Raw genomic sequence first — 22,616 nt, forward strand, 5'->3', positions numbered from 1 at the left:
AGGGGCCCGGGGAACCCGTGCGGCGGTGCCTCACTCCCGCCGCCGCGGGTGGCCCTCACCGCGGCTCAGGAGAGCGGCGGGTACGCGTTCTGCATGAGCTGCTGGAACTGGGCCGGGAACCACGCGCCGGAGATCGGCGCGTCCGGCAGGGCGCCGGACATGCTGTTGCCGTTGCGGGCGTTACCGGTGTAGGTCGGGTCGCACATCCGGTCGAAGCCCTTGCCCTCGTTGTTCGGGATCTCCTTGCTGGAGCCGTCCGACTCACCCGGGGGCTTCACCCAGACGTAGGCGTCGATCCCGGTCTCCGGGTTGGCCCGCGGCCGCTCGCCGAGACCCGCGCCGGCCTGGTTGCACCAGTTGCCGGCGTGAATGCGCCGGTCGACCCGGCCGCCGTCGACGTAGGCGTCCACGCTGGTCATGGGGCCCGGGCCGGTGGGCCGGGCGGAGCCGCCCCAACCGTTACGGGAGGTGTCGATCAGCATGCCGATGTTGCTGTCGAAGCCGACCGAGACCAGCTTCTGCCGGAACGCCTGGGCGAACGACAGCTCGTCGACGTACTGGTTCCAGTCGATCCACTTGGACTGCCGGACCGTCTGGCCGTTCACCGAGTCGGTGACCTTGACGTACGGCTCCTTCAGGGCGGAGTAGTTCGCCGTGTTGACGATGAAGCCCTGCACGTTGGCGACGGTGCTGCCGGACGCGACGGCGGCGGCCTTGAGCTGGTCGGCGACCGGGCCGAAGTTGCTGTCCCAGCCGATCCAGCCGTGGTGGGCGGCGTCGATGTAGTTGTAGACGTTGCCGATCGCGCCCAGCTTCGCCAGGGCGTAGCCGACACCGTTCACGTACGCGCCGTTGGCCTTCACCGTGTCGCACATGACCGTGCCGCCCGGGTTGCCCGAGGTGTTGGTCACCAGGTTGGGCAGCGAGTCGATCTCGATGATGTTGACGATGCGCAGGTTCCGGTACTTCGAGTCACCCTGGATCGCGGCGATCGGGTCGATGTACTCGGCCTTGTAGCGGGGCAGCTCGTCCGGGCCCAGCTCGCCGTTGGAGGCCAGCGCTGCGCAGTCCCGGCCGGGCAGGTTGTAGATGACGAACTGGATGTAGCCGGCGCCCTGGGCGAGCGCGGCGTCCAGGTGGTCACGGACGCCCATCGCGCCGTTGGAGCTGCTGTCCGGCGTGCCGTTGATGGCGGCGATCCGGTCGATCCAGACCGCGGTCGGGTTGTTCGACACCCGGCTGCCGCCGGACACCGATTCGGCCTTGGCCTTCCACTCGGGGTTCACGTACCCCTTCACACCGACGTACGGGTTGTCGACCCGCTGCCCGGGCGGCGGGGTGCTCGTCGGCGGCGTCGAGGTCGGCGGGGTCGACGTCGGCGGCGTGCTCGTGGGCGGCGTGCTGGTCGGCGGCGTGCTCGTCGGCGGCGTGCTGGTGGACGGCGTGCCGCCGTTGCACACAGTGCCGTTGAGCGTGAACTGGGTCGGCTTCGGGTTGCTGCCGCTCCAGGAGCCGTTGAAGCCGATGGTGGTGCTGGCGCCGCTGGCGAGCGACCCGTTGTACGACTCGTTCTGCGCGGTGACGTTCTGGCCGCTCTGGGACCACCTCGCGGACCAGCCGTTCACCACCCGCTGCGAGCTGTTCGGGAAGGTGAAGCCGAGGTTCCACGAGCTGAGCGCGTCACCGATGTTCTTGATGGTCACGGTGCCGGTGAATCCACCGGGCCAGTCGCTGGTCGTGTACGTCACGCTGCACTGGGTGGCGGCCTGCGCCGCGGTGACCGGGAGGGTCACCAGTCCACCGGCTACCAGGACGCCGGCGCCGGTGAGCGCGAGCGTCCGGTTCCGGCCGGACAGCCTTCTCCACAGATTCATGCCACTGATCTCCTTGGGCGAGACCGGATCCGCGTACGGCCCGGCGCAAATGGCGGCGGCAGTCGTCCTGCGGGAACGACCGTGCGCGCCACGGGTTTCTTCGGGGGACGCCCGACCCGGACGGGCGTTGTGGGGGTGGTGGTGCCGACCGGTCCGCAGGACCGGCCGATGGAGCCGGACGTCGGCCGGTGGTGCCGGCTGCCCTCGACGTCTGAGCTCGCGGTGTGGCTCCCCGAACCGCGTGCAGCGATTCTCGCATGGGAGCGCTTCCATGGCAATGGCTCGATACGCCTGCCGCCCACCCTACCGGCGCCCGGCGCCACCACACCCCCACTCCCCGCCGCCCACCGGCGCCCTTCAGCTCGGGTGGAACGTCATGGGTGTCAAAACGACCCGGAGACACCCATGACGTTCCACTCGGTACGCGGACCGCGCGGAGGGGCGCCGACAGCACGAGTGGGACCGGCGTCGCGGGACCGCCGTGGAGAGCCTGATCGGCGCTACCGGTCGGGCAGCACGCGCCGGGGCCACATCACCGGCAAATCCCTAAAAGCGAATCTTTCCCCGGATAAGTCGCGAAAAGGTCTAACGTCAGCCTTAGCTCGACTGACGTCGGGCTCAGGACGAACAGGGATGGAGACGCTGGTCATGGCTAAGAAGATGCTCGGGAAGGTGGTCGCGGGCGCCGCCCTCGGCGGAGCCGGCCTTCTCGCGTTCACCCCGGGAATGGCCTACGCGGGCGGGCACGACGAGGGCAAGGTCATCGCCAAGCCCCACGTGGTGAAGGCGGGGGACACCGTCGAGCTGCTCGCGATCTGCTCCGAGCCGCAGAAGCACGCCACCGTCTGGTCGAAGGTGACCGGCAAGGTCGACCTGCACCCGGCCCGCGACGGCGAGCACGGCGACTGGGCCGACCGCGGCGGCGACTGGGGCGGCGACCAGGACTGGGGCTGGGACGACAAGGGCCCGGACGGCAAGGACGACCACGGCAAGGACGACCACGGCAAGGACGAGCACGGCAAGGGCCCGGACGGCCGCGGCGAGCCGGGCGGGGAGGGGCACGGCCCGGACGGCAACGGCCCCGGCGGCAGCGGTCCGGGTGGGAACGGCCCCGGTGGCAACGGCCCGGGTGGCGACGGGCCGGGCGGGAACGGGCCGGGTGGCGACGGCATGCCGCAGCCTCCGGCGAACCAGCCCCAGCCGCCCGCCGGCCAGCCGGAAGGGCAGCCGCAGCCGGGTGGCGCGGGCGCCGGCGCGGCCGTCGACCCGGGCGACTGGCAGGGGCACGACGAGTACGGCCAGGACGCCGAGCCGGGCTGGGAGAAGGAGAAGGCGGGCGCGCCGGACTGGACCAAGGACGAGCACGGCCCCGACGGCAAGGACCGGTACGGCAAGGACGCCAAGGACGAGCACGGCAAGGACGACCGTGGCGGCCGGCCGGACGACAAGGGCAAGGACGGCAAGGACGAGCACGGCTCCTGGCAGGACGGCAAGGACGACTGGCAGGGCGGCAAGGACGACTGGCAGGGCGGCAAGGACGACTGGCAGGCGAGCGGAGGCGCCTGGCAGGAGGACAAGGGCGACTACGGCAAGGACGCCGAGCGCGACTACGGCAAGGACGAGTGGGAGCACGGGAAGGACTTCGTCTACTACGGCGAGGCCACCGTGTCGCACGACGCCCGGCCGGGCCGGTACGAGCTGCGGGGCACCTGCGGTGAGGGCGAGCTGGTGGTCCTGCCGCGCGGTGGGGTCGACGGCGGCGACGGTGGCATGACGACCACCGGCGTGGACCGCAACCTCGCCACCGGTGGCGCGGGCATGATCGGCGCCGCGGCGCTGGGCGGCCTGGTGCTGCTGCGTCGGCGGCGGGCCGGTGGCCTGGTCTGACCGGACGACGACCCGGGCCGGCGGCCGTCACGGAAGTCCGTGGCGTGCCGCCGGCGCGGCCGTCGTCGTCCTGCTCGCCATGGCCGGGGCCGGTCTGATCGGCGCGTCCGTACGGACCGCCCCGACACCGTCCCCACCGCAGCCGATCTCGCAGGCGGCTCCCGTCACCACCGACCCGCTGAGCGATCCCCCCGGCGCCTACGCCGACCCGGACGCCGAGGGCCAACCCGCACCGGGCACCACCGGCCAGTCCACACCGGGCGGCACCGGCCAGCCGGCAGCGGACGCCGCCGGGGGCGGCCCGGCGACGCCGGGCCCACTGACCGGCGCACCCGGCGCCACCCCGGGCGCCGCAGCCGTCCCGGGCACCCCGGACACGACGGGCGCCGCCCCGGCTCCACTTCCCCGGTCGGCGCCGGTCACCATCTCGATCCCCCGCATCGGGGTGCAGGCGCCGATCATGTCGCTCGGCACGAACCCGGACGGCACGGTCCAGGTGCCCCCGCTGGACCAGGCCATGAACGCCGGCTGGTACTCCCCCGGCGCCAGCCCGGGCGAGGCCGGCAACGCGGTGATCGTCGGTCACGTCGACTCCGCCCAGCTCGGCCCGGCGGTGTTCTTCAACCTCGGCGCGCTGGTGGCGGGCGACACGATAGTGGTCGCCCGGCAGGACGGCTCGTCCGCCACGTTCACCGTGCGGGAGGTCGCGTCGTACCCGAAGACCGCCTTTCCCGCCGCGCAGGTCTACGGTCCGTCGGACGTCCCGGCCCTGCGCGTGGTGACCTGCGGCGGGGTGTTCGACAAGACGGCCGGGAGCTACCTGAACAACATCGTCGTCTACGCCCCGATGACCAGCTGAGGGCGGGAACGGCAGTGGCCCGGTGGTCGGGGAACCGACCACCGGGCCACTCGTGCGTCAGCGGTCAGGCCGCCGCCGAGGTCCGGACCAGGGTACGGATCTGGCGCAGCAGCACCGACAGCGCGGACAGGTCGGCGCGGGACTCGTCGAACTCCCCCATCGCCCGGTGCGCCCGGTGGATCGAGGTGGCGTTCGCCTGCTCCCACTCCTGCACCCGCTCCACCGGCGGCACGTCCTCCGGCGTGGACCCGAGCACCTCGGCGGTGAGCGCGGCCAGCGCGGCGTACAGGTCGTAGCGCAGCGCCATCCGGGCCAGCGTCTGCCACCGGTCCTCGCGGGGCAGCAGGGAGATCTTCGACAGCAACGCGTCGACCCGGAACCGGTCGGAGAGCACGAAGTAGACCGAGGCCACCTCGCTCACGTCCCGCCCGGTGCCCTGCGCCGTCTCCACGATGTCCAGCAGGCCGAAGCTGTACATCAGGCGGGTCGCCTGCTCGGCCAGGTCACGCGGCAGCCCGCGCTCGACCAGCGACTCGATGTGCGCCGCGATGGCCTCCCGCTCGGTGCCCCAGAACCGGTTCTCCAGGTCCGGCAGGAGCCGGGCCACACCGTCGCGCAGCCGGGCGATCTCCGCCGGCACGTCGATCGGCGAGCGCCGGTTGGTGACCAGCCAGCGCACCGCGCGGTCGAGCAGCCGCCGGGTGTCCAGGTAGACGGCCGTCTGCAACTCGGGCGAGACCTTGTTGTCCAGCGCCTCGACCGCGTCCCACAGGTCGCGCAGGCCGAACACCTCGCGGACCACCACGTACGCCCGGAGCACGTCCGCAGCCGACGCCGCCGTCTCCTCGACCACCCGGAAGACGAACGAGATGCCGCCCCGGTTGATCGCCTCGTTGACGAGGACGGTGGTGACGATGTCCCGGCGCAGCCGGTGCCGGCCCATCCGCTCGGCGAAGCGCTGCCGCAGCGGCGTCGGGAAGTAGTTGACCAGGACGTCGGTCGTCCACTCCTCGTCCGCCAGGCCCTCGCCGACGATCTCGCGCTCCAGCACGATCTTGACGTACGCGAGCAGCACCGCGAACTCCGGCGCGGTCAGGCCGCTCTCGGTGCGGACCGCCAGTTCCTCGTCCGACGGCAACGCCTCCAGCGACCGGTTCAGCGCGCCGGACCGCTCCAGCTCGTTGATCATCCGCCGGTGCACCGGGAGCAGCGAGGCGGCCTGGGCCTGGGCGTTGTTGAGCGCCCGCGCCTGGTCGTAGTTGTCCCGCAGCACCAGCTCGGCGACCTCGTCGGTCATCTGGGCCAGCAGCTCGTCGCGCTCCGGCCGGTCCAGCTCGCCGTCGGCCACGGCCGTGTTGAGCAGGATCTTGATGTTGACCTCGTGGTCGGAGCAGTCCACACCGGCCGCGTTGTCGATGAAGTCGGTGTAGATGCGGCCGCCGGTCGAGGCGTACTCGATCCGGCCCTGCTGGGTGAAGCCCAGGTTGCCGCCCTCGCCGACCACCCGGCAGCGCAGGCTCTTGCCGTCCACCCGGATGGCGTCGTTGGACTTGTCCCCCACCTCGGCGTTGGTCTGGCTGGACGCCTTGACGTAGGTGCCGATGCCGCCGTTCCAGAACAGGTCGACCGGCGCGGTGAGGATCGCCTTCATCAGCTCCTGCGGGCTGATCTGCGTGACGTCCTCGTCGAGGCCGAGCACCGCGCGGACCTGCGGCGAAACCGGCACCGACTTCGCCGTACGCGGGTAGACGCCGCCGCCTTCGGAGATCAGCTCGCGGTCGTAGTCCTCCCACGACGAGCGCGGCATGTCGAACAGCCGCTTGCGCTCCTCCCACGACCGGGCCGAGTCCGGGTCCGGGTCGAGGAAGATGTGCCTGTGGTCGAACGCGGCCACCAGCCGGATGTGCCGCGACAGCAGCATCCCGTTGCCGAACACGTCACCGGACATGTCGCCGACGCCGACCACAGTGAAGTCCTGCGTCTGGGTGTCGTGCCCCAGCTCCCGGAAGTGCCGCTTGACCGACTCCCAGGCGCCCCGGGCGGTGATGCCCATCTTCTTGTGGTCGTAGCCGGCCGAGCCGCCGGAGGCGAACGCGTCGCCCAGCCAGAAGCTGTGCGCCTCGGAGATCTCGTTGGCGATGTCGGAGAACGTCGCCGTGCCCTTGTCGGCGGCCACCACCAGGTACGGGTCGTCGCCGTCGTGCCGGACCACGTCCTCGGGCGGCACGATCTCGCCGCTGACGATGTTGTCCGTGACGTCGAGCAGCGCGGAGATGAACTCCTTGTAGCAGATCACCGCCTCGTCCCGGTCACCCGGCTTCTGCTTGAGCACGAAGCCGCCCTTGGCGCCGACCGGCACGATCACGGCGTTCTTCACCATCTGCGCCTTGACCAGGCCGAGCACCTCGGTCCGGAAGTCCTCACGCCGGTCGGACCAGCGCAGGCCGCCTCGGGCCACCGGCCCGTAGCGCAGGTGCACGCCCTCGAACCGGGGCGAGTAGACGAAGATCTCGAACTTGGGCCGCGGCGCCGGCAGGTCCGGGATGGCCTGCGGGTCCAGCTTGAACGCCACGTACGCCTTGGGCCGCCCGCCCACCGGCTTCTGGTAGAAGCTGGTACGCAGCGTGGCCTGGATCAACGTCAGGTACGACCGCAGGATGCGGTCCTGGTCGAGGCTGGCCACCTCGTCCAGCGCCTCGCCGATCGCGTCGACCAGTTCGCCGCTGCGCTGCCGCCGCTCGTCGAGCGTGATGGCGCCCGGGGCGAACCGGGTCTCGAACAGCTTCACCAGCAGTTCCGCGATCTGCGGGTACGCGATGAACGTCTGCTCCATGTACTCCTGGGAGAACACGGTGCCGGCCTGCCGCAGGTACTTCGCGTACGCGCGCAGCACGACGACCTGCCGCCAGGTGAGCCCGGCCCGGAGCACCAGCTCGTTGAAGCCGTCCACCTCGGCCTCGCCCCGCCAGGCGGCGGCGAAGGCGTTCTCCACGTGCGGACGCACCTCGGCCAGGTCCTGGTGCCGCTCGGGCAGCTCCAGACCGAAGTCGTAGAGCCAGATCCGGCCGTCGACGCGCTCCACCTCGTACGGGTGCTCGTCGACCACCTTCACGCCGAGCGAGTGCAGCACCGGCAGCACGGCGGAGAGCATCATCGGCTCGCCGTACCGGTAGACCTTGAACCGCACGTCCATCGCCTCGTCGGCGTCGGCGGCGCGGGCCGCGTACGGACGCGGCGGCGCCTGCTTGCGGAACAGGTGCATCTCCAGCTGGCCGGGCTCCTCCAGCAGCTCCAGCTTCGCCAGGTCCTTCATCGCCTCGTACGGCGTGTGCCCGTCCTTGTAGCCCTCCGGGAACGCGTCGGCGTACCGGGCGAACAGGTGCTTGGCCTGCTCGTCGCCGAGCTTGCGTTCCAGCACCAGCCGGTAGTCGTCGTCCCAGAGGCGGGTCGCGTCGGCCAGCTCCTCGGCGAGCAGGTCGGCGTCGATGTCGCCGGGCGGGTTGTTCGGGTCGGTACGCACGATGAAGTGCACCCGGGCCAGCATCGACTCGGTCACCCGCGTGGTGTAGTCGACGCCGACGCCGTTCAGCTCACGCAGCAGGATGTCCTGCATGCGCAGCCGGTTCTGCGTGGTGAACCGGTCCCGCGGCAGGTAGATCAGGCAGGAGATGAACCGCCCGTACGCGTCGCGGCGCAGGAACACCCGCAGCTGCCGGCGACCCGCCATCCGCAGCACGCCGATCACCGCGTGGTAGAGGTCGTCGGTCTTGATCTGGAACAGCTCGTCGCGCGGGTAGGTCTCCAGGATCTGCAACAGGTCCTTGCCGGAGTGGCTGCGCAGGCTCAGGCCCGAGCGGTCGAGCACCTCGGCGACCTTGCGCCGGACCACGGGCAACTCCTGCACGCTGGTCCGGTACGCGGCGGTGGAGAACAGGCCCAGGAAGCGCCGCTCCCCGACCACCTCACCGGCCTCGTTGAAGATCTTGAAGCCGATGTAGTCGAGGTACGCCGAGCGGTGCACAGTGGCACGCGAGTTGGCCTTGGTGATGATGAGCAGGCGCTTCTCCAGCACCTTCTCGTGCGCCTCGGGCGTCATCGAGTTCAGCGACCGGGCCTCCGGCGAGTCGGAGCGCAGGATGCCCAGCCCGGTGCCGAGCACCGCCTCCAGGGCCTGCCCGCCGCGCGCGCCGTCGGTGTCGACCAGCCGGTACTCCCGGTAGCCGAGGAACGTGAAGTGGTCGTGCGCCAGCCAGCGCAGCAGCTCCACCGAGTCGGTGATGTCCTTCTCCGGCACCGGCGGGCGGTTGTCCGACGTCCGGGCGGCGGCCAGCTCGTCGGCGAGCGCGAGGGCCCGCTGTCGCATCTTCGGCCAGTCCTCGACCGCCTCGCGCACGTCGGTGAGCACCCGCTGCAACTCGCGCCGCAACGTCTCCCGCTCGGCCGGGTCGCGGACCGGGTCGATCTCGATCCGCATCCAGCTCTCGACCAGGTCACCGGCGATCGCGTCGTCCGGCTCCACGTCCGCCGACACCTCGGTGAGCCGGCCCAGCGGCTCGCGCCGCACCACGACCAGCGGGTGCACGAGCAGGTGCACGTCCAGGTGGCGGGAGTTCAGCAGGGCGGTCACCGAGTCGACCAGGAACGGCATGTCGTCGGTGACGATCTCCACGACCGTGTGGTGCTGCTCGGCGTCCGGCTCGTGGATGCGGAGCTTCAGCTCGCCCGGCACCCGCTGCTGGGCCAGGTCCCGGTGGGCCCGGGCCGCCTCCAGCATCTCCTCGGCGGTGAAGCCGATCAGCTCCTCGTCCGGCGCGAACCGCCAGAAGCGGTCCACGAGTGTGGCCGCGTCGTGGTCGTCGCCTGCCAGCGCGACCGCCTGGGCGACCAGCCGCTCCGCGTTGGGAACGGGCTCGTCCAGCTCGGCGTCCTCCGACTCGTCGGCCAGTGCCTGCGCAGGCAGGCCCAGGTCGTAGAGGGTGTCGATGCTGGAACCGGTCATCCCGGTCACTCCTGTGTCGAGACGGCTGAAACCGTCTCCGTCGGTCGCCGAATCGAAGCTGTCGTCGTCCCGGCCGGTGTCAGCCTGCCGGAGGTCGGGTCCCGGTTTGATCGCCGGACGCCGGTCCATCGGTGCCACTCCCCTCGACCCACCGCGTTGTGGGTCACTCTGCCGCCCAGCCTAGGCCCTACCGCGCGGTACCTCCCGCGGCGGACCACTGGCCGGACGTCCGGATCGGGACTCTGTCCTTTCACCCGTTGCGGGTCCGTGGTCGGCCGCTCGCGGAGTACCCCGACTGGCGATGTTCATCACACTGCCACACGCCGCTTCTGGCGCTGCCGGAGGCCGTGGCGGGGCGGTGGGGAACGCCGGGCCGTACTAGCGTGCAGGGCAGTTGAGCACCGGAGGGACTGCTTCATGCCCGTGTCGTACCCCGTCCGCCCCCGCCGTCACACCCGTCACCGCGCCCTCGCGGCGCTGACCGCCGTCCTGGTCACGGCCGGCGCGCTGACCGGATGCTCCGGGGACGACGGCCCGGAGACAGCCGTCGAGGCGTTCCTCGGCGGCTGGCGCTCCGGTGACCTCCAGGCGGTCGGCTTCGTCGAGCCGACCGGCGGGCGGCTGCCCGCCGGTGAGGTGACCAAGCAGATCCAGGCACTCGCCGGCGCGCTCGCGGCCGACCCGCCGGAGCTGGCCCGCACTGGCGACATCACCACCAAGGGCGACGTCGCCACCGCCCGGGTCAAGGTGAGCTGGGCGCTGCCCGGCGGCGGCACCTGGGCCTACGAGAATCCGGTACGCCTCAAGCGCGGCGGCGACGACCGGTGGCAGGTGATCTGGGAGCCGTCGGTGGTGCACGAGAAGCTGGAGAGCGGTGACAAGATCGCGCTGCGGCGGGAGCCGGCGCAGCGCGCCGGTGTGCTGGACGCGGCCGGTCAGCCGATCGTCGCGCCACGCCCGGTGGTCCGGGTGCAGCTCGTTCCCGGCGAGGTCGACGACGTCCCCGGCATGGTCCGGAAGCTGGACGCCGCGTTCAAGGCGATCCGGCCCGCGCTCACCCCGCCGGTCGACCTGGGCGACCTGCCGAAGCGGCTCAAGGAGGCCAAGCCGGACGGCCTGGTCGAGGTGGTGACGTTGCGCGACGAGGCGTACCGGCAGATCAAGCCGCGCATCTACGACCTGCCCGGCACCCGGTTCGTCTCGGAGCAGCTCATGCTGGCGCCGACCCGCGAGTTCGCCCGGGCGCTGCTCGGCTCGGTCGACCAGGCCACCGCCGACGACCTCCAGGCCCACCCCGACCGGTACGCGCGCGGCGACCTGGTCGGCCACGGCGGTCTCCAGGGCCGGTACGACGAGCGGCTGCGCGGCGTCCCCGGCGTCACCGTGATCACCCAGCGGACCACCCCGGACGGCAAGGTGGAGCCGACCGGCACGGAGCTGTTCCGCGCCGACCCGAAGCCCGGTCAGCCGGTGAAGACGACAATCGACGCGGCCACCCAGAACGCCGCCGACGCCGCGTTGCGCGGGCAGACCCGCCGCTCCGCCCTGGTCGCCGTGCGGATCAGCGACGGCGCGGTGCTGGCCGCCGCGAACGGCCCGGGTGCGGCGGGCGACAACCTCGCCTTCACCGCCCAGGTGCCGCCCGGCTCGACGTTCAAGATGGTCAGCGCGCTCGGCCTGCTCGACCGGGGCGCGGTGACGCCGCAGACGACAGTGGACTGCCCGAAGACGTCGACAGTCGAGGGCCGGGTCTTCAAGAACTCGGACAACTTCGAGCTGGGCCCGGTGCCGTTCGCCACCGACTTCGCCAAGTCGTGCAACACCGCGTTCACCGCGCTGGCGCCGAAGCTCGGCCCGGACGGGCTGGCCCAGGCCGGCCGTACGCTCGGCCTGGAGGCCGCGTGGGATCTGGGCACCGACGCGTTCACCGGCAAGATCTCCGCCAACGGCTCGGCCACCGAGCAGGCCGCCGCCGCGATCGGCCAGGGCACCACGCTGGTGAGCCCGCTGGCCATGGCGAGCGCCACGGCGGCGGTGGCCCGGGGCAGGTTCGAGCAGCCCAAGCTGCTGCTCGACCCGGCGCCGGCCAAGCCCGCACCGGCCGGCGAGGCGCTCAAGCCGGAGTCGGTGACGGCGCTGAAGTCGATGATGCGCGGGGTGGTGACAGCGGGCAGCGGCAGCGCGCTGGCGGACGTGCCGGGCGAGCCGGTGCACGGCAAGACCGGCACCGCGGAGTACGACAACAACCCGGCGCACACGCACGCCTGGTTCGTCGGCTGGCAGGGCGACGTGGCCTTCGCCGTCTTCGTCGAGCAGGGCGGGGCGGGCTCGAAGGTGGCGGCGCCGATCGCCGAGAAGTTCCTGCGCGGCCTGGCCGCGAGCTGAGGCGTACCGGTCAGGCGATGTCGATGCCGGAGCGGGCCGGGTCCGGCTCGTCTCCGGCGGGGGCGCGGCGCAGCAGGCCGGGCCCCAGCGGGTCGTCGCCGAGGTCGTCGCCGACGGTCGGGTCGGGGCCGATCGGCTCCACCGCGACCGCCGGCGCCGGTACGGCCGCCGGGGCGGGCAGCGGCTCGGGCTCCGGCCGGCTGTCGGCGGCGCGGGGCGCCGGTGCGACAGGCCCGGCCGGCAGCAACCGGGGCGGCACGGCGCCCGGCGCGACCACAGGGGCGAGCCCGGCCACCACTGTGTTCACGATCTCGGCCGCGTACGCCCCGTCCGGGTCGTAGTCGGGGTCGAAGACTGTCAGCTCGACGCCGAGGCAGTGCGGGGTGTCGACCAGCCCGGCGAGCAGGATCTCCAGCTCGGCGAAGGCGATGCCGCCCGGGTCGGGCGCGTCCACGGCGGGCATCACCGCCGGGTCGAGCACGTCCACGTCGATGTGCACCCAGTAGCCGGCGCAGTCGACGAGCTGCTCGTGCGCCCACTGGGCGGTACGGGCGGCACCCTCGGCGCGCAGCGCCGGCACCGGCCGGGTGGTGATGCCGGCGGCCTGGAGGTCGAGCCGGTACTCGTCCTGCGCGCGGATGCCGAGCACCACCACGTCGATGTCCCGGAAGTACGGCCTGCGGCCCTCGATCGCGGCCAGGTCGGGCTGTCCCCGGCCGGTGACCAGGGCGAGATCCTCCCCGGCTGCGGCGCCGACGTAGGAGGCGTTGCCGGGGTGCCGGAAGTCGGAGTGGCCGTCGACGAAGACCAGCCCGATCCGCCCGCCGACCGCCTCGCCGAGGCGGTGCATGGCCAGCGCCGAGCCGAGCAGCACCGAGCAGTCGCCGCCGAGCACCAGCGGGAACTCGCCCCGGTCGATGATCGCGCCGATCCGGTCGGCGAGCGCCACCGAGTACGCGGAGATCTCCGGCGCGTGGCAGACGCCGTCGCCGGGCCGCCAGTCGCCCGGGTCGTACCGCGGCGGGGTGAGGCAGCCGGCGTCGCGGGCCCGCAGCCGCGCGAGCAGGCCGTGGTCGCGCAGCGCACCAGGCGCCTTGCCGCAACCGGGGACGGAGCTCGCAGTGGGCGGGCGCAGTCCGAGGTTCGTCGGCGCGTCGAGGACGGCGATCCGGCGCATCATGGGCTCCCGTCCTCGGCGGTCGGGCGGGCCGGCGGTGCGCCGGCCCGCGCGGGTTGACTCAGAACAGCGCGCTGGCCAGGGCGCGTCGGGCGGAGGCCACGGCGGGGTCGTCCGGGCCGGCGATGGTGAACAGGCCGAGCAGGTGCTGGCGTACCCGGTCCCGGTCGTCCCCGGCGGTGCGCCGGACCAGGCCGACCAGCCGCTTGTACGCCTCGTCGGCGAGGCCGCTGAGCACCTCGATGTCGGCGGCCAGCAGCTGGGCGTCCACGTCGTCGGGGGCGGCCGCAGCGGCGTCCAGCGCGCCCTGCGGGTCGGCGCCCGCCACCCGGCGGGCCAGCCCGACCTGCGCCAGGCCCGCCTCCGCAGCCGCGTCCGCCGGCGACTCGGCCAGGATCTTCCGGTACGCCGCCTCGGCCGCGTCGAGGTCACCGCTCATCAGCGCGTCGTCGGCGGCGTCGAGGCGCGGGTCCTCCGGCTCGGCGACTGTGACGCCACCGGCCTTGAGGACCGCCTGGAGCCACTGTCGCAACTGCGACTCCGGCACCGGGCCGGGGAAGGCGTCGATCGGACGGCCGCCGACGATGGCGTACGTGGTGGGCAGCGTCTGGAGCTGGAACATCTGCGCGAGCCGCGGCTGCTGCTGCACGTCGACCCGGGCCAGCAGCCACGCTCCGCCGCCCTCGGCGGCCAGCCGCTCCAGCACCGGGGCGAACTGGTCGCTCTCCGGGTAGCCGGCGGCGCCGAAGAAGACCACCACCGGTGTGGTGAGCGAGCGTTCGAGCACCTCGGACTGGATGTTCGCCTCGGTCACGTCGATCACGGCGGCGGAGCCGGCGGGGCTGCCCGGCAGCCCGGCCGGCCCAGCGCCCTGGGACGGTGTGGCGGAGGAGGTGTCGGCCGGTGCGGGGGTGCGCAGCGCGCTGAGGTCGACCGCGCCGCGGGTGAAGATCGACGAGGTGATCCGTGGGTCGCTCATGGTTGTCTAGTCTCGCACGTACGCGACGGATCTCCGACCAGCCGCGACGGCGACAGTCACCACTCTCCCCCAGCTCAGCCCGCCCGCAAGGAAGGGCCCCCTGTTAACGCCTCCGGTAGAGGAAGGGCCCCTTCTTAACAGCAGCTGTTAACAAGGGGCCCTTCCTTGCAGAGCAGCGGGTCAGAAGCGGGCGGGCTCTCGGTAGACGCCCCACTCGGCGCGCAGCGCGTCGCAGATCTCGCCGAGGGTGGCCTCGGCGCGGACCGCGTCGAGCATGGCGGGGATCATGTTCTCGCCGGTCCTCGCCACCTCGACCATTCGCGCGACGGCGGCGGTGACCGCGGCGTCGTCGCGGGCCGACTTGCGCTCGGTCAGCACCCGGCGCTGCTCCAGCTCCACCTCGTGCGAGATGCGCAGGATCTCCAGGTCCTTGGCGACGGTGCCGGTGTGGCAGTTGACGCCGACGATCCGCTTGTCGCCCTTCTCCAGCGCCTGCTGGTAGACGAACGCCGACTCGGCGATGTGCCCGGTGAACCAGCCGTCCTCGATGCCGCGCAGGATGCCGGAGGTCATCGGGCCGATGGTGTGCGGACCCTCGCCGCCGAGCTGCTTGATCCGGGCGAAGATCTCCTCCGCCTCGGCCTCGATCCGGTCGGTGAGCGCCTCGACGTACCAGGAGCCGCCGAGCGGGTCGGCCACGTTCGTCACCCCGGTCTCCTCCATCAGCACCTGCTGGGTACGCAGGGCGATCTCGGCCGACTCGTCGGTGGGCAGGGCGAGCGTCTCGTCGAGGGCGTTGGTGTGCAGCGAGTTGGTGCCGCCGAGCACCGCGGCCAGGGCCTCCACGGCGGTGCGTACCACGTTGTTCACCGGCTGCTGAGCGGTCAGCGACACCCCGGCGGTCTGCGTGTGGAACCGCAGCCACTGGGCCTTCTCGCTGGTGGCGCCGTACACGTCGCGCAGCCAGCGGGCCCAGATCCGGCGCGCGGCGCGGAACTTGGCGATCTCCTCGAAGAAGTCCACGTGGGAGTCGAAGAAGAAGCTCAGGCCGGGGGCGAAGGTGTTCACGTCCAGGCCGCGCGACAGGCCCAGCTCGACGTACCCGAATCCGTCGGCCAGCGTGTACGCCAGCTCCTGCGCGGCGGTCGAGCCGGCCTCGCGGATGTGGTAGCCGGAGACGGACAGCGGCTTGTACCGCGGGATCTCCCGGGCGCAGTACTCCATCAGGTCGCCGATGAGGCGCAGGTGCGGCTCGGGGTCGAACAGCCACTCCTTCTGCGCGATGTACTCCTTGAAGATGTCCGTCTGGAGTGTTCCGTCCAGCGTGGACAGGTCGGCGCCCTGCCGTTCGGCGGCGACCAGGTACATGCAGAAGACCGGCACGGCCGGGCCGGAGATGGTCATCGAGGTGGTCACGCCCGCCAGGTCGATGCCGTCGAACAGCACCTCCATGTCGGCGGCCGAGTCCACAGCGACACCACAGTGGCCGACCTCGCCGAGGGACTGCGGGTCGTCGGAGTCGCGGCCCATCAGCGTCGGCATGTCGAAGGCCACGGAGAGACCGCCGCCGCCCGCGCCGAGGATCATCTTGTAGCGCTCGTTGGTCTGCCGGGCGTTGCCGAAGCCGGCGAACTGCCTGATGGTCCAGGTCCGCCCGCGGTAGCCGGTCGGATACAGGCCCCTGGTGTACGGGAACTCGCCCGGCCAGCCGATCCGCTCGAACCCGGGGTACGCGGTGTCCTCCGGCGGGCCGTACACCGGCTCGACCGGCATTCCGGACAGCGTGGTGAAGTCCGCGTCGCGCTTGCGGGCGGCGTCGTAGCGGGCCTGCCAGCGGGCCCGACCGGCGGCGATCTCGTCAGCGTCCATGCGCGGAGCTCCTTCTCAAGTCGTCGTCCCGAGTCCGAGTGTAGAGCGAGATCCTGAACGATCCTTAAGGGCTCGCGTACCGGCCGGTAACCCGGCGACCGGCCCCGCCGGGGCGACCCATCACCGTCGATCCGCAGGTCAGGGCGCTGTCTCACGTGGCGGACGACTGCCCGGCGCAGCCTCCCGGCAGCCGGGTTCCCGTGCCACACTCCCGCCGTGGGCAATCGAATCGCGACCCGGCTGATTACCTAGGCGGCGTACGCCTCCGCGTGCGTCGCCGGCCAAGCGATCCTGTCGGCTCGTCCTAGTGAGGCCCCCGTGAGCGTGTCCGCATCCACCCCCGCAACCGTCGACCATCCCCGGCCCGCCCCCGGCCGCCCGTACGACGAGCCCGCCGCCGAGCACGGCACGCCGAGCACGATGGTGATCCACCTCGGCGTGGGCCACTCCACGACCGGCCTGCTCAAGGTGCTGTCCGTGCTGCACTCCCGCCGGGTCGCCGTCTCACACGTCCAGTACGTGCAGTGCCCCGACCGCTCCGCTGTGATGATCGTCGAGTGCACCCCCGGCACGGCGCCGCTGGAGACGGTCCGCAAGAGCGTCGCGAACGCCGTACCTGTCGTCAGCGTCAGCGTGCACAGCGCGCCGGCCCGCGACGGCGTCCGGCGCCTGCGGTCGGGCCGCGGCACCCACAGGTGACCGTCAGCCGGGGGGCTCCGGGCCACCGGCGCGCATGACGTCCCGGGCGGTGAGCGCCACGTGCAGCGAAAGGCGCCGCTCGCTCGAGTCCAGGTCGACGCCGAGCACCCGCTCGATCAGCTCCAGCCGCTGGTAGAGCGCCGACCGCGACAGCGACATCGCGTCCGCCGCGCGCCGCTTGTTGCGCCCCTCCACCAGGTACGTCTCCAGCAGCGCGACGTGGTTCGTGCCGTGGCGCTGGTCGTAGGAGAGCAGCGGGCCCAGCTCGCGCTCGACGAACGTCTGGAGGCGCACGTCGTCGCGCAGCAGGTACAGCAGGCCCCGGAGGCGGACGTCGTGCAGCCGGTAGAACGGGCGCGGCTCGGCGGTGTGCACTGTCGCATCGGCCACCTGCGCCGCCTCGACCAGCGAGCGCCGGGCCAGGTCGAGCGTCCGGACCACCGATCCGGCGGCGACCACGACGTCCGCGCCGGCCCGGTGGCCCGCCCGGGTGAGTGCGGCGGACAGGCTCCCCAGCGCCGCCTCGTCGGAGCCGGTCTCGTCGAGCGCGACGAGGAGGGTGACGCCGGTGCCGCCGGCCGCCTCGTCCACGTCGCCGGCGAGCGCGGCGAGCCCGCACTCGCGTACCGCCGTCTCCACCGCGTCGAGCAGTGCCCGCCGGTTCGCGTTCCCGTCGGCGCCGGTGCCCGGGGCCGGCCGGCGCCGCCGGACCACGACGCCGAGCAGCAGTCGCTGCTCCAGTACGACACCGAGCCCGCGCGCCCGCAGCGCCACGTCCCGGGTGGGCGCGGAGTGGTTAACGATGCTCAGCAGCAGACTGCTGCGGGCCTGCCGCTCGACCGACGACGAGTCCCGGGCGACGAGCTGGTTCAGCGCGATGGTGGACGCGGCGCGTTCCAGCAGCACCCGGGTCCGGGCCGGTGGCTCCTGGTCGCACAGCAGCACGAGCCGCCCCCACCGGTTGCCCCGCGCCTCGACGCTCGTCACCAGCCAGCCCGAGCGCGGCTCGTAGCCGGTGCCGGACGGGACCTCGACCGCACGGGAGCGGGTCTCCCAGCGGTCGAGCAGCTCCTCGGCGGTCAGCGGGCCGGTCTCGTACGCCAGCACCTGGTGGGCGAGGTTCTCCAGCACCGCGGGACGCCGGGACAGGCGGGTGACCTCGCGGAGCACCTGCCGGGGCTCGGCGCCCTCCACCGACAGCTCGGTGAAGATTCGGTGGATCTCGTCCTTCGCGAGCAGGTCCGCCGTCTGCTCCTCGACGATCACCGAGTGGACGACCTCGGTCACCGCGACGAACCGCATCTCGCGCCGCAGCGCGATCAGAGGCAGGTTCCGGCTGCGGGCGTGCTCGACCAGGCCGGCCGGCAGCGTGCCGCCGAACCGGCGGCCCAGCTCGACCACCACACCCGCCACCCCGACGGCCGCCAGGCCGTCGATCCACCGGCGCAGCCCGTCGTCGTCCGGGGGCAGGCCGATGCCCGTGGTCAGGACCAGCTCGCCACCGCGGAGCAGGTCGGCGATCTCGGGGATCTCGGCGACGTGCACCCAGCGCACCGGCGCGTCCAGCCGGTCCCGGCCCGCCAGGACGCGCGGCCCGGCCTGCTGCAGAGCCGGCAGTTCGAGCACGTCACGGACGGTCATCGGCATCGGAGCGCCTCCCCCTCTCCTCCGGCGCACAGTATGTGCGCTTCCCGCGGACGGGAACGACACAGTGCCCATTGCCCGGACCTGGGGAAGCACAGATGATCCCGGGCATGACCCAGACAGCACCCGGCACCGCGCCCGCTCCCGTCCCGCTGGAGCGGGTGACCCACTGGATCGACGGCAAGCCGTTCGCCGGCGTCACCGAGCGTACGGCCCCAGTTTACGATCCGGCGCTGGGCGCGGTCCGGACGGAGGTGCCGCTGGCCTCGGTCGACGAGGTGGACCAGGCGGTCGCCTCCGCCGCCGCCGCGTTCGCCTCCTGGCGGACCTCGTCGCTGACCAAGCGCACCCAGGTGCTGTTCGCGTTCCGGGAGCTGGTCAACCAGCACAAGCAGGAGCTGGCCGAGCTGATCACGGCCGAGCACGGCAAGGTCGTCTCGGACGCCCTCGGCGAGGTCACCCGCGGCCTGGAGGTCGTCGAGTTCGCCTGCGGCATCCCGCACCTGCTCAAGGGCGGCTACTCCGAGGGCGTCTCCACGAACGTGGACGTCTACTCGATCCGGCAGCCGGTCGGCGTCTGCGCCGTCATCTCGCCGTTCAACTTCCCGGTGATGGTCCCGATGTGGTTCGTGCCCATCGCCATCGCGGCGGGCAACACCGTCGTGCTCAAGCCCAGCGAGAAGGACCCGTCCGCGTCGCTGCTCGTGGCCCGGCTGTGGGAGCAGGCCGGCCTGCCCGCGGGCGTCTTCAACGTCGTGCACGGCGACAAGGTCGCGGTCGACCGGCTGCTGGAGCACCCCGAGGTCAAGGCGGTGTCGTTCGTCGGCTCCACGCCGATCGCCCGGTACGTGTACGAGACCGGCACCCGCAACGGCAAGCGCGTCCAGGCCCTCGGCGGCGCGAAGAACCACATGGTGGTGCTGCCGGACGCCGACCTCGACCTGGCCGCCGACGCGGCGGTCAACGCCGGGTTCGGCTCGGCCGGCGAGCGGTGCATGGCCATCTCGGCCCTGGTGGTCGTCGAGCCCGTCGCCGACGATCTGGTGGCCCGGATCCGGGAGCGCATCGCCACCCTGAAGGTCGGTGACGGGCGGCGCTCCTGCGACATGGGTCCGCTGGTCACCAAGGAGCACCGCGACCGCGTCGCGTCGTACCTCGACGCGGGTGTCGAGGCCGGCGCCGAGCTGGTGGTGGACGGCCGCGACGTGCGGGCCGACGGCGACGAGTCCGGGTTCTGGCTCGGGCCGAGCCTGCTCGACCGGGTGTCGCCGGAGATGAGCGTGTACACCGACGAGATCTTCGGGCCGGTGCTCTCAGTGGTGCGCGTCGGCAGCTACGACGAGGCGCTCGCGCTGGTGAACGCCAACCGGTACGGCAACGGGACGGCCATCTTCACCAACGACGGCGGCGCGGCCCGCCGCTTCCAGAACGAGGTCGAGGTCGGCATGGTCGGCGTCAACGTGCCGATCCCGGTGCCGATGGCCTACTACTCCTTCGGCGGCTGGAAGGACAGCCTCTTCGGCGACTCGCACGCCCACGGCGCCGAGGGCGTGCACTTCTTCACCCGCGGCAAGGTCGTCACCTCCCGGTGGCTCGACCCCAGCCACGGCGGCATCAACCTCGGCTTCCCCGAGAACGTCTGAGCAGCGGAGAGAGAACGCCGATGAGCAGCAGCGCACAACGCACCTACGAACTCGACCGCGCGCACGTCTTCCACTCCTGGTCCGCCCAGTCGCTGCTCGACCCGATGGTGGTCGAGCGCGCCGAGGGCTCGTACTTCTGGGACGGCGACGGGAACCGCTACCTGGACTTCTCGTCGCAGCTCGTCAACACCAACATCGGCCACCAGCACCCGGTGGTGGTCGCGGCGATCCAGGAGCAGGCGGCCCGCCTGTGCACGATCGCGCCGTCGTACGCCAACGACGCCCGCGGCGAGGCGGCCCGGCTGATCACGGAGCTGACCCCGGCCGGCCTTTCCAAGGTGTTCTTCACCAACGGCGGCGCGGACGCGATCGAGCACGCCGTCCGGATGGCCCGGCTGCACACCGGCCGGCCGAAGGTGCTGTCGCAGTACCGCAGCTACCACGGCGGCACCCAGACCGCGGTGAACCTCACCGGCGACCCGCGCCGCTGGCCCAGCGACAACGGCACCGCCGGGGTGGTGCACTTCTTCGGCCCGTTCCTGTACCGGTCGGAGTTCGGCGCCACGACCGAGGAGGAGGAGTGCGCGCTCGCGCTGCGCCACCTCGAACGCGTCGTGGAGATGGAGGGCCCGTCCACCATCGCGGCGATCGTGCTGGAGACGGTGCCGGGCACCGCCGGCATCATGCCGCCACCGCCGGGCTTCCTCGCGGGCGTACGGGAGCTGTGCGACAGGCACGGCATCCTCTACATCGCCGACGAGGTGATGGCGGGCTTCGGGCGTACCGGCGCCTGGTTCGCGCTGGACCACTACGGCGTGACGCCCGACCTGATCACCTTCGCCAAGGGCGTCAACTCCGGTTACGTCCCGCTCGGCGGTGTGGTGATCGCCGAGCACGTCGCGGAGACGTTCGCCACCCGTGCCTACCCCGGCGGCCTGACCTACTCCGGTCACCCGCTGGCCACCGCCGCCGCCGTCGCGACCATCAACGTGATGCGGAACGAGCAGATCGTCGAGAACGCCGCCACGATCGGCGCCGACGTGCTGGGCCCGGGGCTGCGCGAACTCGCCGAACGGCACCCGAGCGTCGGTGACGTCCGCGGACTCGGCGTGTTCTGGGCGCTGGAACTGGTACGCGACCGCGGGACGAAGGAGCCGCTGGCGCCGTACGGGTCGTCGTCGCCGGAGATGAACGAGGTGCTGGCCGCGTGCAAGCGCGGCGGCCTGGTCGCGTTCGCGAACTTCAACCGGATCCACGTGGTGCCCCCGTGCACCGTGTCGGAGACGGAGGCCAAGGCGGGCCTGGCGATCCTCGACGAGGCGCTGACACTCGCCGACCGCCACACGGTCTGAGGCACTGCCCACCACCGCCCGCCGGGTCCACCCCGGCGGGCGGTCCCGTATCCGAGAGATCCGCGAGACGGCCGGCGACCCCGGTGACGCGGAGACCGACGCACCCAGAAGGTGACGAATGACTACCGTAGATCTCGCCGACCCACCGGTCACCAACCCCTTCACCGGCACCACCGACCTTCCGCGTACGTCCGAGGGCTGGACCCAGCTCGTCACCCCGGACGGGCGCCTGCACCCGGACGTCGACGCCGACCGCGACGCCCTCGGCCGCCTCACCCGTGAGCTGTACCGGGGGATGCGGCTCGCACGCCGCCTCGACGACGAGGCGTTCGCGTTGCAGCGGCAGGGCGAGCTGGGCCTGTGGCTGCAGTGCCGCGGCCAGGAGGCCGCCCAGGTCGGCTCGGTCGCGGCGGTACGCTCCGACGACTACGTCTTCCCGAGCTACCGGGAGCACGCCGCGGCCCTGTGGCGCGGCATCGGCCCGGCCGACCTGCTGCGGCAGTGGCGCGGCGTCGCGCACAGCGGCTGGGATCCGGAGCCGTACTCGTTCCACATCTACACGCTGGTCCTGGCCGCCCAGCTGCTGCACGCCACCGGATACGCCCTCGGTGTGCAGCGCGACGGCAGCGACACGGTGGTCGTGACGTACTTCGGTGACGGCGCCGCGAGCGAGGGCGACGCGAGCGAAGCCATGAACATCGCCGCCGTCAACGCCGCCCCGATGGTGTTCTTCTGCCAGAACAACCAGTGGGCCATCTCGACCCCGACCGCGTCGCAGACCCGTACCCCGATCCACCGGCGCGGCGCCGGATTCGGCCTGCGCAGCGAGTGGGTCGACGGCAACGACGTGCTGGCGGTGTACGCGGTGACGTCCGCGGTGACCGAACACGCCCGGTCCGGCCACGGCCCCGCGATCGTCGAGGCCACCACCTACCGGATGGGCGGGCACAGCACGTCGGACGACCCGACCCGGTACCGCACCGACGACGAGCTGGCGGCGTGGCGGGCGCGGGATCCGCTGGCCCGGGTGGAGGCGCTCATGCACGCCGAGGGCTGGAGCGACGAGGCGTTCCTCGGCGGGATCCAGGCCGAGGCGGACGAACTGGCCGACCGTACCCGCCGGGAGTGCCTGGCGCTGGAGGCGCCGGACCTCGCCGACGCCTTCGCCACAGTGCTGGCCGACGTGCCCCCGCTTCTGCGGGAGGAGCGCGACGCGTTCGTCGCCTACCGCGCCTCCTTCCTCGACTGA

At 72.4% G+C, this 22,616-nt stretch carries 13 protein-coding genes; 7 read left to right on the plus strand and 6 right to left on the minus strand.

What is annotated here, in order from left to right:
- Positions 1-65: 65 nt before the first annotated feature.
- Complete coding sequence (locus tag FB455_RS08795; protein ID WP_013288188.1) at positions 66-1,874, minus strand: glycoside hydrolase family 6 protein; 1,809 nt, start codon at positions 1,872-1,874, stop codon at positions 66-68.
- 648 nt (positions 1,875-2,522) lie between these two features.
- On the opposite strand from FB455_RS08795, the gene FB455_RS08800 reads away from it, so the two are divergent.
- Together FB455_RS08800 and FB455_RS08805 are read left to right on the plus strand one after the other, a co-directional pair.
- A complete protein-coding gene (locus FB455_RS08800) occupies positions 2,523-3,761 on the plus strand; it encodes a hypothetical protein (protein WP_486481514.1) in 1,239 nt (412 codons plus the stop codon).
- A gap of 79 nt (positions 3,762-3,840) precedes the next feature.
- Positions 3,841-4,620 carry a class F sortase gene (locus tag FB455_RS08805; protein ID WP_145753062.1) on the plus strand — a complete coding sequence of 260 codons (780 nt, stop codon included), beginning with the start codon at positions 3,841-3,843 and terminating at the stop codon, positions 4,618-4,620.
- A gap of 64 nt (positions 4,621-4,684) precedes the next feature.
- On the opposite strand, the gene FB455_RS08810 is transcribed toward FB455_RS08805, so the two are convergent.
- A complete protein-coding gene (locus FB455_RS08810) occupies positions 4,685-9,748 on the minus strand; it encodes an NAD-glutamate dehydrogenase (protein ID WP_145752845.1) in 5,064 nt (1,687 codons plus the stop codon).
- Between the two features lie 288 nt (positions 9,749-10,036).
- Between FB455_RS08810 and FB455_RS08815 the strand changes: the two genes are divergently transcribed.
- Positions 10,037-12,004: a penicillin-binding transpeptidase domain-containing protein gene (locus FB455_RS08815; RefSeq protein WP_145752847.1), complete on the plus strand. Its 1,968-nt coding sequence runs from the start codon at positions 10,037-10,039 to the stop codon at positions 12,002-12,004.
- Between the two features lie 10 nt (positions 12,005-12,014).
- Here the strand turns inward: FB455_RS08815 and FB455_RS08820 are convergent, their stop codons facing one another.
- The 3 genes from FB455_RS08820 to icmA all read right to left on the minus strand — a co-directional run bounded on the left by FB455_RS08820 (position 12,015) and on the right by icmA (position 16,029).
- Positions 12,015-13,184, minus strand: a complete 1,170-nt coding sequence (locus FB455_RS08820; RefSeq protein WP_013288193.1) for an arginase family protein — start codon at positions 13,182-13,184, stop codon at positions 12,015-12,017.
- A 58-nt stretch (positions 13,185-13,242) separates the two neighbouring features.
- Complete coding sequence (locus tag FB455_RS08825; RefSeq protein ID WP_145752849.1) at positions 13,243-14,160, minus strand: tetratricopeptide repeat protein; 918 nt, start codon at positions 14,158-14,160, stop codon at positions 13,243-13,245.
- Positions 14,161-14,340: 180 nt separating this feature from the next.
- Positions 14,341-16,029, minus strand: coding sequence for a coenzyme B12-dependent isobutyryl-CoA mutase large subunit (gene icmA / locus FB455_RS08830; RefSeq protein WP_013288195.1), 1,689 nt, complete (start codon positions 16,027-16,029; stop codon positions 14,341-14,343).
- A 318-nt stretch (positions 16,030-16,347) separates the two neighbouring features.
- On the opposite strand from icmA, the gene FB455_RS08835 reads away from it, so the two are divergent.
- Positions 16,348-16,728, plus strand: coding sequence for a hypothetical protein (locus FB455_RS08835; RefSeq protein WP_013288196.1), 381 nt, complete (start codon positions 16,348-16,350; stop codon positions 16,726-16,728).
- Between the two features lie 3 nt (positions 16,729-16,731).
- Here the strand turns inward: FB455_RS08835 and FB455_RS08840 are convergent, their stop codons facing one another.
- On the minus strand, positions 16,732-18,375 hold the full coding sequence (locus FB455_RS08840; protein ID WP_030271368.1) for a PucR family transcriptional regulator: 1,644 nt from the start codon (positions 18,373-18,375) through the stop codon (positions 16,732-16,734).
- A gap of 107 nt (positions 18,376-18,482) precedes the next feature.
- Between FB455_RS08840 and FB455_RS08845 the strand changes: the two genes are divergently transcribed.
- The 3 genes from FB455_RS08845 (at position 18,483) to FB455_RS08855 (ending at position 22,616) form a co-directional block, all read left to right on the plus strand.
- Entirely contained in the window at positions 18,483-20,015 is a 1,533-nt protein-coding gene (locus tag FB455_RS08845) for a CoA-acylating methylmalonate-semialdehyde dehydrogenase (protein ID WP_123110077.1), read from the plus strand.
- Positions 20,016-20,035: 20 nt separating this feature from the next.
- Complete coding sequence (locus tag FB455_RS08850; protein WP_013288199.1) at positions 20,036-21,367, plus strand: aspartate aminotransferase family protein; 1,332 nt, start codon at positions 20,036-20,038, stop codon at positions 21,365-21,367.
- 118 nt (positions 21,368-21,485) lie between these two features.
- Complete coding sequence (locus FB455_RS08855; protein ID WP_145752852.1) at positions 21,486-22,616, plus strand: thiamine pyrophosphate-dependent enzyme; 1,131 nt, start codon at positions 21,486-21,488, stop codon at positions 22,614-22,616.

The organism is Micromonospora sp. CNZ296, from assembly GCF_007827635.1.